Origin of the sequence: Enterobacter sp. S-33 (assembly GCF_028735835.1) — a bacterium.
GTDB lineage: Bacteria > Pseudomonadota > Gammaproteobacteria > Enterobacterales > Enterobacteriaceae > Enterobacter > Enterobacter vonholyi.
In genome coordinates this window covers 724111-739336 of record NZ_CP117838.1, presented here as the reverse complement: position 1 = coordinate 739336, position 15226 = coordinate 724111, and the positions used below count along the sequence as shown (strand labels likewise).

Sequence of the window (15226 nt, the reverse complement as noted above, 5' to 3'; positions counted from 1 at the left end):
CGCCCCGGTCATTTCATTTTTGGCGGCTTAAAATTCCGCGATGATAGAGATTACGTTTGATACGCGTCAGGCCCGGCTTCGGTTTGCGCGGCTCATCCAGGCTTGCCAGCACAATCTCCAGCACGCGTTCAGCCACATCACGGTGACGCTGTGCTACCGCCAGCACCGGACACTGGAGGAAGTCGAGCAGCTCGTTATCCCCAAACGTGGCAATCGCCAGGTCAGAGGGAAGTTTACCTTCACGGCGTAAGGTTACATCCATGACACCCTGCAACAGCGCAAACGACGTGGTGAATAGCGCCTGCGGCATCGGGTGTGTCTCCAGCCATTTTTCGAACAGCTGCGCTGCGGCTTCACGCTCGTAACTGTTGGCATAGAGGTAATGAACCTCGCGCGGATCGTCTTTCCAGGCGGTTCTGAACCCCTGCTCACGCAGGAAGCTAACGGAAAGCTCGGGCAGCGCGCCAAGATACAGCACAGTTTCAGCGGGGAAAGTTCGCAGCTCTGCGGCCAGCATTTCTGCATCGTCCTGATCCGCCCCCACGACGCTGGTGAAATGCTCGCGATCGAGCGCACGATCCAGCGCAACGATTGGGAACGGGTCGTTCGCCCAGCGCTGGTAGAACGGATGTTCTGGCGGTAGGGAGGTCGAAACAATAATGGCATCCACCTGGCGCTGGAGAAGATGTTCAATGCAGCGCATCTCGTTGTCGGGCTGATCTTCAGAGCAGGCAATCAGCAATTGATAGCCGCGCTGGCGCGCCTGACGTTCGAGATAGTTGGCGATACGGGTATAGCTGGTGTTTTCCAGGTCAGGGATCACCAGACCAATAGAGCGGGTGCGCCCGGCGCGCAGACCGGCTGCGACAGCATTCGGATGGTAGTTATGCTCACGAACCACCGCCATAACTTTTTCAACGGTCTTGTCGCTGACACGGTACTGCTTTGCTTTACCGTTAATCACATAGCTGGCCGTTGTTCGTGACACGCCGGCTAGCCGGGCGATTTCATCCAGTTTCACAATTGCCCCTTAAAAAAAGAAAAGAGTCCATGGCCCTGTCAAGGTTATGGTTAAATCTTTTAACATCTAAACGCAGAAAAGCCTTCGCGGCAACCGCTTTTATCTGCGTTGTCGGCTGATTACGCAAAAAAAAGCCCGGCTTTGGTGACCGGGCAGAAAGAGGCGAACCTTTTTGACAACTAACGCATGATTTTCTCGCCGCGTGACAGACCCACTACACCCGATCTCGCGACCTCGACAATTTTTGCCACATCCCGCACGGACGTCAGGAAAGCATCCAGCTTGTCACTTGTCCCGACCAGCTGAACCGTATAAAGAGAAGGCGTAACGTCGATAATTTGTCCGCGGAAAATATCCGCATTACGTTTAACTTCTTCGCGCCCGTAGCCGCTGGCCTGGATTTTCACCAGCATGACCTCACGTTCAACATAGGCCCCCTGCCCCAGCTCGCTCACGCGCAGCACATCAACCAGCTTATGCAGCTGTTTTTCAATCTGTTCTAGCACTTTGGCATCGCCGACAGTTTGGATCGTCATGCGTGACAGCGTTGGATCTTCCGTCGGGGCAACGGTCAGGCTTTCAATGTTATAGCCGCGCTGCGCAAAAAGGCCAATGACGCGCGACAGTGCGCCAGACTCATTTTCCAGTAAAACCGATAATATCCGGCGCATATCAGGTTCTCTCCGTTTTGCTTAACCACATTTCATCCATACCGCCTCCACGAATATGCATCGGATAAACGTGCTCGGTCCCATCAACAATCACATCCATAAAGACGAGGCGGTTGTTTTTAACGTGCTCAAGCGCTTGCGCGAGCTTTGTTTCCAGCTCTGCCGGATCGGTCACCCGCATGCCAACATGGCCGTAAGCTTCAGCAAGGCGAACAAAATCTGGCAGCGATTTCATGTAGGATTGAGAGTGACGGCCAGAGTAGATCATATCCTGCCACTGCTTCACCATACCGAGATACCCGTTATTCAGGTTCAGCACCAGTACCGGCAGTTCATATTGCAGCGCAGTAGACAGCTCCTGAATGTTCATCTGAATACTGCCGTCCCCCGTTACGCAGACGACGGTTTCATTCGGCAGCGCCAGCTTCACGCCCAACGCGGCAGGCAGACCAAAGCCCATTGTTCCTAAACCACCGGAGTTGATCCAGTGTCGCGGTTTATCAAACGGGTAATACAGGGCGGCAAACATCTGATGCTGCCCAACATCTGAGGTTACGTACGCCTCACCTTTCGTCAGTCGCCACACCGCTTCAATGACCGCCTGCGGCTTAATATTATCACTTTGTGTGTCATATTTCAGGCACTGACGCGCGCGCCACTGTTCAATCTGCTGCCACCAGTCGCGGATCTCATCCAGCGGCTGGGTCGCACTCTCCTGAGCCAGCAGATCCAGCATTTGCTCCAGAACCTGCCGGGCATCACCGACGATAGGCACATCAGCCGATACCGTTTTTGAAATTGACGTTGGATCGATATCAATATGCAGCACGGTGGCGTTAGGGCAATACTTCGCCAGGTTGTTTGTGGTGCGATCGTCAAAACGCACGCCGACGGCAAAAATCACATCGGAATGATGCATCGTCATGTTGGCTTCATAGGTACCGTGCATACCCAGCATACCCAGCGCCTGACGATGGGTTGCGGGGAACGCCCCCAGTCCCATCAGCGACGACGCCACAGGAAGGTTGAGTTTTTCAACCAACTCGCGAAGCTGGGCTTCACAGGCAGCGTTGATCGCACCGCCTCCGACATAGACCACCGGTTTTTTGGCTGCCAGAAGCGTTTGCAACGCCCGCTTGATCTGCCCTTTGTGCCCCTGCGTTGTTGGGTTATAAGAGCGCATGCTGACCGCTTCCGGCCAGACATAAGGCAGCTTGTTTGCCGGGTTGAGGATATCTTTAGGCAGATCGACCACCACCGGTCCAGGGCGTCCGCTCGCCGCCAGCCAGAAAGCTTTCTTCAGTACGCCGGGAATGTCTTCCGTTTGCTTGACCAGGAAGCTGTGCTTCACAACGGGACGCGAAATCCCGACCATGTCGCACTCCTGAAACGCATCGTAACCGATCAGTGAGGTTGCCACCTGCCCGGAGAGGATCACCAGCGGGATAGAGTCCATATACGCTGTCGCAATGCCGGTAATGGCGTTTGTCGCGCCGGGACCGGACGTGACTAATACCACACCCACTTCACCCGTCGCCCGCGCCAGGCCGTCAGCCATGTGTACCGCCGCCTGCTCGTGACGTACCAGAACATGGTCAATGCCCCCTACCGTGTGCAGCGCATCATAAATATCGAGAACCGCGCCGCCAGGGTAGCCGAACACTTGCTTTACGCCCTGATCGATCAGCGACCGAACGACCATTTCCGCGCCAGACAACATCTCCATGGTTTGCCTCCAGGCATTTTGTTATAGACGGAATGCCGAATTCATTTCCGCACCGTCTTACGATTGGGAGAAACCAATCTTATATTTTGCAGAGTGTTCTTTACCTTAACCGCTCGTTATGAGGCAGGCAATTAGCAAACCTGGAGAGATAAACGGTGCGTAAAGCAGAAAAAGCAGCCGTTAACTGAAGATATGGTTAATTCCTCTGGGAATAGAGGATGGGGTGATAAATCATCACTGAAAAGCGCGACAACGCAGGAAATCATCTATTTTTGCGAGCCGGAGAGCAGCCAAAAAAAAAGAACAACAGAACAAAATATCAATTATCTAAAAAAAATCAGGATAAATCACATAATCCGATGCAATTTATCCTGATGCGTTTACCGACGGCAAATGCCCACCAGCAGCTCTTCCATCCACTGATGTCCTTTATCCCGCCCCGCTGCTTCATGCCAGGAAAGATAACAGGTACGGCTATTTAGTTTGAGTGGCAGAGGTAAAATTTGCAGATTTAGAGAGTCAGAAAACTCTTCTGCCAGCCAGCGCGGCGCAATCGCCACCAGCTGTGTCTGTGAGACCACGTTTAATACGCTGACCATAGCCATGCCCTGATAAGCCACGCTTGCCTGTTTATCCGCAGTGTCATACCACGGCAGGCTAAAGGAAGCATATCTGTCGAGTGCAACAACGGCATGCTGCTCGTTATAAACATCGTTTTCGCGCAGCGGAGAATTCAGGCGTGGGTGTTTTTTACTGGCGACCAGAACCATTTCATCTTTAAACAGCGGCACGCAGGAGAATTCCGGACGACGGAACTCTTCATACCCGAGAACGAACTCGATCTCCTGATAGCGTAACTGATGTTCCGTGTTTTGATTCAGGGATGATTTAAAAACAAGATTGATATTTGGTGCGATCTCTTCAACTTTATTATAAATAATTGACGTTAAATAATTATCTAATGGGCTACAGACACAAAGATGGAATACGCGCTCGCTGCTTAAGGGTTCAAAGCCCGATCCCGGCAGCTCATTTTGAACCAGTTGCAACGCCTGGCGAATAGATCCGAACAGCTGGAACGCGCGAGCCGTAGGCTGGATACCCCTCCCGTAGCGAACGAATAATTCGTCGTTAAACATGAGCTTAAGCCTTGCAACGGCATTACTCACGGCGGGTTGTGACATCCCCAACGTTTGGGCCGCTCGGGTGATATTCTGTTCCTGCATGACAGCATCAAACACCGTCAGAAGATTCAGATCCACCGTGCGTAACTGCGGTTTAATCCCATCAGTAGCTTGAGGTTGTTTAATATTATTTTCTGGCACTTCTGACTCCACTGTCACGCTACACTCCCTTTGCCATCGTACGGTAATAATCTCGAAAAATATGATTTATCATGCAAATACGATCAGCGAAAGAGAATTATTTAAAATTCGGAATATATAAAGACTCTATATAAATGAAAACTAATGAGCGCAAATGATATGTTTGACTTTAGGATCTGAATGAAACCATAAACTAAACAAATATACAATTACCATCAGGTTAACGATGACTTAAGTATTATTAAACTGTTAATACTATCGATCTACAGTTACTTAACAACCTGTTATCTCTTTTCGTTTTTCAACGTTCTGGAATAGATTCACTGTATTTATAACTTAATGATATCCAAACTCTTTAAGCACAAAGCATTCTCTTCAACACATTTCACTCATTTTAAACAATTATATTTATTTGTTTCTGCAACTCTTTTATTAAGTCCAAAATTAGACAATTAGTCGGGCTACGAAAGCTAAAACCAGCACAATTAGCTAAAGTTAATAACCTGTTGATTCCGTCTCTCGGACCCGTTTTCATCTTCAGGGGTTGACATGAACAGCCGTATCCAGTACCACTAAAAGCATATTGAATTTAACGGAGCACGATTCATGACACGCACCATTCGTTTCACCGGTCTACTACTACTAAACGCATCCACTGTGCGCGGTAGACTGGCGGGCGAAATTCAGCGTTGAATCGTCACCAGTAAGACTAAAAACCCGCGCCACTGCGCGGGTTTTTTTATGCTCGTAGCAAGGCGCCCTAAGACTGACAAGGACCTAACCCATGAGCCAGCAAGTCATTATTTTCGATACTACTTTACGTGACGGTGAACAGGCATTACAGGCAAGCCTGAGTGTTAAAGAGAAACTGCAGATCGCGCTGGCTCTCGAACGTATGGGTGTCGACGTGATGGAGGTCGGTTTCCCTGTCTCGTCTCCGGGTGATTTCGAATCCGTCCAGACTATCGCCCGCACCATTAAAAACAGCCGCGTGTGTGCCCTGGCGCGCTGCGTAGAGAAAGATATCGACGTTGCCGCCGAGTCATTGAAGGTGGCCGAAGCGTTCCGTATCCACACCTTTATTGCGACCTCGCCCATGCACATCGCAACCAAGCTGCGCAGCACGCTGGATGAGGTGATTGAGCGCGCGGTTTACATGGTTAAGCGCGCACGCAACTATACCGATGACGTTGAATTCTCCTGTGAAGATGCGGGCCGTACGCCAATCGAAGACCTGGCGCGCGTCGTCGAAGCCGCCATCAATGCTGGTGCCAAAACCATCAACATTCCGGACACCGTCGGCTACACCATGCCGTTTGAGTTCTCCAACATCATCACCGGCCTGTATGACCGCGTACCAAATATTGATAAGGCAATTATCTCCGTCCACACCCACGATGATTTGGGTCTGGCCGTGGGTAATGCCATCGCCGCCGTCCACGCCGGGGCGCGTCAGGTTGAAGGCGCGATGAACGGCATCGGCGAACGTGCGGGCAACTGTTCTCTGGAAGAAGTGATCATGGCGATCAAAGTGCGCAAAGACATCATGGACGTGCACACCCGCATCAATCACAACGAAATCTGGCGCACCAGCCAGACCGTCAGCCAGATTTGCAACATGCCCATTCCGGCTAACAAAGCGATTGTCGGCACTGGCGCCTTCGCACACTCTTCCGGTATTCACCAGGATGGCGTGCTGAAGAACCGTGAAAACTACGAAATCATGACCCCGGAATCCATTGGCCTGAATCAGGTGCAGTTGAACCTGACCTCCCGTTCAGGCCGTGCGGCGGTTAAGCACCGTATGGAAGAGATGGGTTATAAGGACAGCGATTACAACATGGATCAGCTGTATGACGCGTTCCTGAAGCTGGCCGACAAAAAAGGCCAGGTCTTCGACTACGACCTGGAAGCACTGGCCTTTATCAACAAACAGCAGGAAGAGCCGGAGCACTTCCGTCTGGATTACTTCAACGTGCAGTCCGGGTCCAGCGACATCGCTACCGCCTCGGTCAAGCTGGCCTGCGGAGATGAAATTAAAGCAGAGGCAGCTAACGGTAACGGCCCTGTCGATGCGATTTACCAGGCGATTAATCGCGTCACCGAGTACGACGTTGAGCTGGTCAAATATGACCTGACGGCCAAGGGCCACGGCAAAGATGCGCTGGGTCAGGTGGATATCGTGGTCAATTACAACGGCCGTCGCTTCCATGGCGTGGGCCTGGCGACCGATATCGTTGAATCCTCCGCGAAGGCGATGGTGCATGTTCTGAACAACATCTGGCGCGCCGCCGAAGTCGAAAAAGAGTTGCAACGCAAAGCTCAGAATAAAGAGAACAACAAGGAAACCGTGTAATGTCGAAGAATTACCATATTGCTGTGTTGCCGGGCGACGGTATTGGCCCGGAAGTGATGGCACAGGCGCTGAAAGTACTGGAAGCCGTTCGCGCGCGTTTTGCGATGAAAATCACCACCAGCCACTACGACGTGGGCGGTATTGCGATTGATAACCACGGTACACCGCTGCCAAAAGCGACCGTGGAAGGCTGTGAAAATGCCGATGCCGTGCTGTTTGGTTCCGTCGGTGGCCCGAAATGGGAACACCTGCCGCCAGCAGAGCAGCCAGAGCGCGGCGCGCTGCTGCCGCTGCGTAAACACTTCAAGCTGTTCAGCAACCTGCGTCCGGCGAAGCTGTATCAGGGTCTGGAAGAGTTCTGCCCGCTGCGCGCGGATATCGCCGCCAACGGTTTCGACATTCTGTGCGTGCGTGAACTGACCGGCGGGATCTATTTCGGTCAGCCAAAAGGACGCGAAGGCAGCGGTCAGCACGAAAAAGCGTTCGACACCGAGGTGTATCACCGTTTCGAAATTGAACGTATCGCCCATATCGCCTTTGAGTCTGCGCGTAAACGTCGCCATAAAGTGACCTCCATTGACAAAGCGAACGTGCTGCAGTCTTCGATTCTGTGGCGCGAGATCGTCAGCGAAGTCGCTAAGCAGTACCCGGACGTCACGCTGTCGCACATGTACATCGATAACGCGACCATGCAGCTGATTAAGGATCCGTCCCAGTTTGACGTGCTGCTGTGCTCCAACCTGTTCGGCGATATTCTCTCTGACGAGTGCGCAATGATCACCGGCTCCATGGGAATGCTGCCATCCGCAAGCCTGAATGAAGAAGGCTTTGGCCTGTACGAGCCTGCGGGCGGCTCCGCGCCGGATATCGCCGGCAAGAACATTGCCAACCCGATTGCGCAGATCCTCTCCCTGGCCCTGCTGCTGCGCTACAGCCTGGATGCAGACGATGCAGCAACCGCAATTGAACACGCCATTAACCGGGCGTTAGAAGAAGGCGTCCGTACCGGCGATTTAGCACGCGGCACGGCGGCAGTCAGTACCGATGAAATGGGCGACATCATTGCCCGCTATGTCGCTGAAGGGGTGTAATCATGGCTAAAACGTTATACGAAAAGTTGTTTGATGCGCACGTTGTTTACGAGGCACCAAACGAAACCCCGCTGCTGTACATTGACCGTCATCTGGTACACGAAGTGACCTCTCCTCAGGCATTTGACGGCCTGCGCGCGCACAAGCGTCCGGTACGTCAGCCGGGTAAAACCTTCGCGACGATGGATCACAACGTTTCCACCCAGACCAAAGACATTAATGCCTCGGGTGAGATGGCGCGTATCCAGATGCAGGAGCTGATTAAGAACTGTAAAGAATTTGGCGTTGAGCTGTACGACCTGAACCATCCTTATCAGGGCATCGTCCACGTGATGGGGCCTGAGCAAGGGATCACCCTGCCGGGCATGACCATCGTCTGCGGTGACTCCCATACCGCAACACACGGCGCGTTTGGCGCTCTGGCGTTCGGGATTGGCACCTCAGAGGTTGAACACGTTCTGGCGACGCAGACCCTGAAGCAGGGCCGTGCCAAAACGATGAAGATTGAAGTGAAGGGCAAAGCGGCACCTGGCATTACCGCGAAAGATATCGTGCTGGCGATTATCGGTAAAACCGGCAGCGCAGGCGGTACAGGCCACGTCGTTGAGTTCTGCGGAGACGCTATCCAGGCGCTGAGCATGGAGGGCCGCATGACCCTGTGCAACATGGCCATTGAGATGGGCGCCAAAGCCGGTCTGGTCGCGCCAGATGAAACGACCTTCAACTATGTGAAGGGCCGTCTGCATGCGCCGAAAGGTCACGATTTTGACGACGCGGTAGCGTACTGGAAAACCCTGAAAACCGACGATGGGGCGACGTTTGATACCGTTGTCACGCTGCAGGCAGAAGAGATTGCGCCGCAGGTGACCTGGGGGACCAACCCGGGTCAGGTGATTTCCGTCAACGACGCCATTCCAGATCCTGCTTCCTTCGCCGATCCGGTCGAGCGCGCCAGTGCGGAAAAAGCGCTGGCCTATATGGGGCTGAAGCCCGGCGTGCCGTTGACCGACGTGACCATTGATAAAGTCTTTATCGGTTCTTGCACTAACTCCCGTATCGAAGATTTGCGCGCGGCGGCAGAGATTGCCAAAGGCCGTAAAGTCGCGCCGGGCGTGCAGGCGCTGGTGGTTCCAGGCTCTGGTCCGGTGAAGGCCCAGGCGGAAGCCGAAGGTCTGGATAAGATCTTTATCGAAGCGGGCTTCGAGTGGCGTCTGCCTGGCTGCTCGATGTGTCTGGCCATGAATAACGATCGCCTGAATCCGGGTGAGCGCTGCGCCTCCACCAGCAACCGTAACTTTGAAGGCCGTCAGGGCCGCGGTGGGCGTACCCATCTGGTCAGCCCGGCAATGGCCGCCGCTGCGGCAGTCACCGGCCATTTCGCCGATATTCGCAGCCTGAAATAAGGAGACAATCATGGCAGAGAAATTTACCCAACATACGGGCCGGGTTGTCCCGCTGGACGCCGCTAACGTCGATACTGACGCTATTATTCCGAAACAATTTCTGCAGAAGGTAACGCGTACCGGCTTTGGCGCGCACCTGTTCAACGACTGGCGTTTCCTGGACGACAAAGGCGAAGTGCCTAATCCGGAATTCGTTCTGAACTTCCCGGAGTACAAAGGCGCCTCCATTTTACTGGCCCGAGAAAACTTTGGCTGCGGCTCATCCCGCGAACACGCGCCGTGGGCGCTCACCGATTACGGCTTCAAAGTGGTCATCGCCCCAAGCTTCGCGGATATTTTTTACGGTAACAGCTTCAACAACCAGCTGCTGCCGGTGACGCTGAGCGATGAACAGGTCGATGAGTTGTTCGCGCTGGTTAAGGCGAATCCGGGTATTTCGTTTGAAGTGGATCTGGAAGCGGAAGTGGTGAAAGCCGGGGATAAAACCTACAGCTTCAGCATTGATGCGTTCCGCCGTCACTGCATGCTGAACGGTCTGGACAGCATAGGTTTAACTCTCCAGCACGAAGCGGCGATTGCCACTTACGAAAACAAACAACCTGCATTTATGAAGTAATCCTCCGGCCTGCAGTGCACTCTGCAGGCCGCGTTTTATCCCGATACCCGCCCTCCTTCTGTAAATATTCCCAAACCCAGCCAATAATGACGTTATATTTAACGTTAATTTAATGTTCCCTGCACAGAATAATCGCTCAATCAGTTGGTAGCGGAAATTATCATGAAAAAGAAAAATGGCAATGAGTCTCACATCCGTTCTCGGGAAATACATAAATGCACATTAGTAAGCGTGATAATAAATATTTTACTCACCTGCTTTCAGATAGTTGCAGGAATATTCTCCGGTTCACAGGGATTAATTGCTGATGGGATTCATTCTCTTTCCGATTTATCTTCTGACTTTGTCGTTCTGATTGCGAATAAAAAGAGTCAGAAAGCCTCTGATATCGATCATCATTACGGTCATCTGCGTTTCGAAAACGGTGCAAAGCTTATTATTGGCGCTATTCTGCTGCTCGTGGGGGTCGGGATGCTCTGGTCCGCTGGCAATAAACTGCTTAATCCCGAGACGCATCAGATGGTGAAAGGGGCCGCTTTGTGGGTGGCGATACTGGCGCTGGTGGTGAAGGAAAGTCTGTTCAGATACATGTTTGCCACGGGAAAACGTATTCAGTCCTCGCTGCTGATAGCCAATGCCTGGCATGCCCGTTCTGACGCAGCGTCGTCAGTGGTTGTCGCCATCGGTATTGCCGGGAATTTAGTGGGTTTTCACGCGATGGACCTGATTGCGGCCCTGATTGTCGGAGTGTTCATCGCCCATATGGGTTACAAATTCTCTGCCGATGCCCTGCACGATCTGATGGACCGTTCGCTTGAACCCGAGCTGGAGCACGATATCAAAACGTGTCTTCTCTCAACCGAAGGCGTCACCGGACTCCATGATTTAAAAACCCGCAAGATGGGCGATTTAGCCCTTGTCGATGTCCATCTGGAAGTGAACGGCGAATTAAGCGTAAAAGAAGGGCATCAGATTGCCGTCAATGCCAGAAACAACGTGATGCAAAAATTCAATGTGCTGAACGTGATGACGCATATTGATCCTGCTCGCTAATCAGAACGCATAAATACAGTGTGACGCTACTCATCGTTAAGGTTTCGTTAATTAATCTGCGTCACACTGCATCGCATCAGCTCTCTCATTATTGAGGTAAAAAGCGATGAACCCAACGCTACGTAATACGCTTCCCCATAAAGAAACGCCTTTTCTTCGCGTACTGCACATTCTTGTAGCCATACTGGTGCTGGCCCAAATTATCAATTCTAATTTCACCGAAAGCGAGGCCCTCCACGAATCCGGACTGAACGGAATTGTCACCTGGATCCATGTTATCTCAGGGTTTGGTTTAATTTTTTGTGGTATTGCCATGATGGCATGGATGTTAACCCAGCGCGGATTTAAGTATTACTACGCCTGGCTGGCACTGGATTTTCGTGGAATCGTTGAAGATATTCGCACCCTCGCGCAGCGTCAGTTACCTGACGCGCATGCTGGCGGTATGGCGGCAACGGTGCAAGGTCTGGGTGTGCTGGCGCTGCTGGGCGTTGCACTCTGCGGCGCGGCCTGGTTCGTGCTGAACGCCACGCTTGGGCCGGTTTCGTCCGTCACGGAATCCGTCTTAGATTTGCATAAATTCCTGACAGTTTTTATTGAGACATATTTCTGGGCACACGGCTTCATGGGACTCGTTCATATGTACCTGACGCTACGCGCGCAGCGTAAATATCAGTATTCCGAATAAAACGCTTCACAGAGCCCGGTGCTCCCGGGCTCCGTTTCACTCATCCGATTACACGTCTTTTACGCGGCAGGTCAGCAGGAGCGTCACGACGGATAGCGCCGCAATCATCCAGTAGACCGACGCATGACCATAGCTTTGCGCCAGCGCCCCCTGAATCACGCCCGCCAGGATCACGCCGGTTGAAATACTGTTGGTAAAAAGCGTCGTTGCCGAGCCTGCACGGCCGGGCATCAGATCCTGGAACCAGAGCATGCCGATCCCGGCAACAATTCCAATAAACACGGCGTTAAACAGCTGCAGCGCCAGCAACGCTTCACGCGAATGGAAAAGGATCAACCCCGCGTAGAACAGTACCCCGGCCGCCACGGCGACGATCATCATCCGACGCTTTCCAAAGCGCTTAACGTAATAGCCCGCCAGAATCATCGCCGGAATTTCCAGCCCGGCGGCGGTCCCCATTAAGATCCCCGCGAGCTTGTCCGGTAAGCCCAGATCGCTGCTGATCCACAGCGGCATATCAATAATGTACATGGTGTTGCAGGTCCACATCAGCGTCGAGGCAATAAACAACATGCGGACGTTCTTGTCCTGCCAGCCGCTCACCTGGGTAACAGGTTTATCCGTCGCCTGTTCGACGCGGGCCACGGACGGCAGTGCGAAGGCTATCAGCGCCAGGCTGATGACAAAAATCCCTGCCGCAATGGAAAACATGGTGGTAAAGCCATAGTTCAACGCCAGCATAAAGGCCAGCGGCGGACCAATGACCCACGCCAGCGAGAGCTGGGCACGCATCACCGAGCTGAACATCACCACTTCCCGCGCGGAGTTATCCGCATATTCACGGGCCAGGGCGAACAGCTGCGGCATAGCGGTGTTCGCCAGCGACGCCAGCAGCACGCCGCAGGTAATGAGCGTCAGATAATGACGATTGAAGGCAAAGAGCAGCGCGTTGCCCACGGCCATGGCGCAGCAAAAGAGGATTAGCCTGCGGCGATCGCCCTGACTGTCCGATCGTTTCGCCAGCGCGAGGCTGACCAGGATCCCGGCAATGGCGTTGACGGTATAAAACAGGCCGACCCAAAACGGCTGCGCCCCTACCTCGCGGCTGAGAAACAGGCTCAGCGTCGGCGCCTGAAGCGCCCCCGCCACGCCCATCATAAAGGCCACCAGCATAAAAGCGGCATACACGCCGTTCAGGCGTCGCCCCATCGTCATCAACCACAGCATGCGCAAGTCCTTGTGAAAGCGAATCGAAATTGGGTGAATAGTAAACGAAAAAAGCCAGCAAAAACATTTTGCTGGCGGGTGATAAGCACCAATACTCAGTCACACATGATCGAGGCGAGTTAGCGGGAAGAGGTCGGTGTCGTAACGTCCCACTGCATCAATTCTTCTAACGTTTTCAGCCGTTGCTCTGCACACCGGCGGGCCAGCCAGGACGATCCTTTTGTCGCTGAAAAGTACTGCTGATAAAACTGACGTGCGGTAGACCTCTTCATAATTTACCTCCTCGCTTCATCGAGGAGAATTATTGGCCTAATATAGGGATAAATAAATTGCTGGTTTTTTGTCAGGAGTTCCCCTTTTATGCCTTCCGGTCGTCTGCAACAACAGTTTATCCGCCTCTGGCAGTGCTGCGAGGGGCAATCGCAGGAGACCACGCTCAACGAGCTGGCGGACCTGCTTAGCTGTTCCCGCCGCCATATGCGCACGCTGCTCAACACCATGCAGCAGCAGGGGTGGTTAAGCTGGGAAGCGGAAGCGGGACGCGGCAAACGCTCGCGACTGACCTTCCTGTATACCGGACTGGCGTTGCAGCAGCAGCGCGCAGAAGATCTGCTCGAACAGGACCGCATCGATCAGCTGGTCCAGCTGGTGGGCGACAAGGCCGCCGTGCGCCAGATGCTGGTTTCCCATCTCGGACGCAGTTTTCGTCAGGGCCGGCACATTCTGCGGGTGCTCTACTATCGGCCAATGAAAAATCTGTTGCCCGGCACGGCGTTACGCCGCTCTGAAACCCACATGGCCCGACAAATCTTCAGCGGCCTGACGCGCATAAATGAGGAAAACGGGGAACTGGAGGCGGATATTGCCCATCACTGGCAGCAGCTTTCCCCGCGCCACTGGCGCTTCTTCTTACGCCCCGGCATCCACTTTCACCACGGCCGCGAGCTGGAGATGCACGACGTCATCGCCTCTCTGGAACGCGCCCGCAGGCTGCCGCTCTACTCGCATATTTCGCGCATCCACTCCCCCACGGCCTGGACGCTAGACATTGAGCTGTCGCAGCAGGACAAGTGGCTTCCCTGGCTGCTGGGCTATGTACCGTCGATGATTTTGCCCGGCGAGTGGGAATCATTGAACAATTTTGCCAGCCTGCCGATTGGCACCGGGCCCTACTCCGTGTCCCGCAATAACAGCAACCAGCTGAAAATCCGCGCGTTCGATGACTACTTTGGCTATCGGGCGCTGATCGACGAAGTGAACGTGTGGGTATTGCCTGATCTCAATGAAGACCTGAGCTGCGGGCTGACGCTTGAAGGCCCCACCACCGGAGAAAAGGCCGTGGAGAGCCGCCTGGAGGAGGGATGCTACTATCTCCTGTTTGACCGCCGCACCCACCGCGGGGCAAACCAGGGCGTCCGCAAGTGGATCAGCCACGTGCTGTCCCCTTCCAATCTGATCTACCATGCGGAAGAGCAGTACCAGACATACTGGTTTCCGGCCTACGGCCTGCTTCCGCGCTGGCACCACGCCCGACCGTCGCACTGCGACAAACCCGCAGGGCTGGAGTCCATCACCCTGACCTACTACCGCGAGCACGTGGAGCATCGTTTTATCGCGAGGATCATGACCCGCCTGCTGGCAGCCGAGGGGGTCAAGTTAGAGGTAAGAGAAGTGGACTATGACGAATGGCATCAGGGAGAGATCGCCAGCGATATCTGGCTCAACAGCGCTAATTTTACCCTGCCGCTCGATTTTTCATTATTTTCACATCTGTATGAAGTCCCGCTGATCCAGCACTGCATCGACCGTGACTGGCAGCAGGACGCCGCCCTGTGGCGAGCGGGCGAGATGAATCTTGCCGTATGGTGCCAGCAGCTGCTGGCCGAGCAGGCGATCGTCCCGCTGATCCACCACTGGCTGATGATTCAGGGCCAGCGCAGCATGCGCGGCCTGCGGATGAACACCCTGGGCTGGTTTGATTTTAAATCCGCCTGGTTTGCGCCCCCGGAGCCATAACGCTTTCGTAATATTCACCAAATCATTACAATA

The 15226-nt window shown here is 53.6% G+C and carries 14 protein-coding genes; 8 read left to right on the top strand and 6 right to left on the bottom strand.

The features are described from left to right. Positions 1-13 precede the first annotated feature (13 nt). The 4 genes from cra to leuO form a co-directional block, all read right to left on the bottom strand. Positions 14-1021 (bottom strand): catabolite repressor/activator, encoded by a 1008-nt coding sequence (gene cra, locus PUP35_RS03445; protein WP_008501993.1) that lies wholly within the window; start codon positions 1019-1021, stop codon positions 14-16. 179 nt (positions 1022-1200) lie between these two features. Continuing rightward, the gene (gene ilvN, locus PUP35_RS03440; protein WP_045907792.1) at positions 1201-1692 is read right to left on the bottom strand and encodes an acetolactate synthase small subunit; all 492 of its coding nucleotides are present in this window, start codon (positions 1690-1692) and stop codon (positions 1201-1203) included. 1 nt (position 1693) lies between these two features. Next, positions 1694-3418 carry an acetolactate synthase 3 large subunit gene (ilvI, locus tag PUP35_RS03435; RefSeq protein WP_274242019.1) on the bottom strand — a complete coding sequence of 575 codons (1725 nt, stop codon included), beginning with the start codon at positions 3416-3418 and terminating at the stop codon, positions 1694-1696. Positions 3419-3798: 380 nt separating this feature from the next. Continuing rightward, a complete protein-coding gene (gene leuO / locus PUP35_RS03430; protein ID WP_274242016.1) occupies positions 3799-4761 on the bottom strand; it encodes a transcriptional regulator LeuO in 963 nt (320 codons plus the stop codon). 588 nt (positions 4762-5349) lie between these two features. On the opposite strand from leuO, the gene leuL reads away from it, so the two are divergent. From leuL to PUP35_RS03400, 7 genes are all read left to right on the top strand, one after another. Beyond that, positions 5350-5436 carry a leu operon leader peptide gene (gene leuL, locus PUP35_RS21965; RefSeq protein ID WP_071786497.1) on the top strand — a complete coding sequence of 29 codons (87 nt, stop codon included), beginning with the start codon at positions 5350-5352 and terminating at the stop codon, positions 5434-5436. Positions 5437-5527: 91 nt separating this feature from the next. Continuing rightward, a complete protein-coding gene (gene leuA / locus PUP35_RS03425) occupies positions 5528-7099 on the top strand; it encodes a 2-isopropylmalate synthase (RefSeq protein ID WP_023334495.1) in 1572 nt (523 codons plus the stop codon). Continuing rightward, a complete protein-coding gene (leuB, locus tag PUP35_RS03420) occupies positions 7099-8190 on the top strand; it encodes a 3-isopropylmalate dehydrogenase (RefSeq protein ID WP_115876446.1) in 1092 nt (363 codons plus the stop codon). The genes leuA and leuB overlap by 1 nt, the downstream gene beginning before the upstream one ends. 2 nt (positions 8191-8192) lie before the next feature. Beyond that, on the top strand, positions 8193-9593 hold the full coding sequence (gene leuC / locus PUP35_RS03415) for a 3-isopropylmalate dehydratase large subunit (RefSeq protein ID WP_115876447.1): 1401 nt from the start codon (positions 8193-8195) through the stop codon (positions 9591-9593). 10 nt (positions 9594-9603) lie between these two features. Continuing rightward, a complete protein-coding gene (gene leuD / locus PUP35_RS03410) occupies positions 9604-10209 on the top strand; it encodes a 3-isopropylmalate dehydratase small subunit (RefSeq protein WP_029741219.1) in 606 nt (201 codons plus the stop codon). A 162-nt stretch (positions 10210-10371) separates the two neighbouring features. Beyond that, positions 10372-11262, top strand: coding sequence for a cation diffusion facilitator family transporter (locus tag PUP35_RS03405; RefSeq protein ID WP_274242014.1), 891 nt, complete (start codon positions 10372-10374; stop codon positions 11260-11262). Between the two features lie 106 nt (positions 11263-11368). Then, positions 11369-11950 carry a cytochrome b/b6 domain-containing protein gene (locus tag PUP35_RS03400; RefSeq protein WP_111964050.1) on the top strand — a complete coding sequence of 194 codons (582 nt, stop codon included), beginning with the start codon at positions 11369-11371 and terminating at the stop codon, positions 11948-11950. 48 nt (positions 11951-11998) lie between these two features. On the opposite strand, the gene PUP35_RS03395 is transcribed toward PUP35_RS03400, so the two are convergent. Together PUP35_RS03395 and sgrT are read right to left on the bottom strand one after the other, a co-directional pair. Then, positions 11999-13177, bottom strand: coding sequence for a sugar efflux transporter (locus PUP35_RS03395; protein WP_133293771.1), 1179 nt, complete (start codon positions 13175-13177; stop codon positions 11999-12001). Positions 13178-13296: 119 nt separating this feature from the next. Further along, positions 13297-13449, bottom strand: a complete 153-nt coding sequence (sgrT, locus tag PUP35_RS03390; protein WP_023334488.1) for a glucose uptake inhibitor SgrT — start codon at positions 13447-13449, stop codon at positions 13297-13299. 88 nt (positions 13450-13537) lie between these two features. Between sgrT and sgrR the strand changes: the two genes are divergently transcribed. After that, positions 13538-15193, top strand: a complete 1656-nt coding sequence (gene sgrR, locus PUP35_RS03385) for an HTH-type transcriptional regulator SgrR (RefSeq protein WP_115876450.1) — start codon at positions 13538-13540, stop codon at positions 15191-15193. Positions 15194-15226 lie beyond the last annotated feature (33 nt).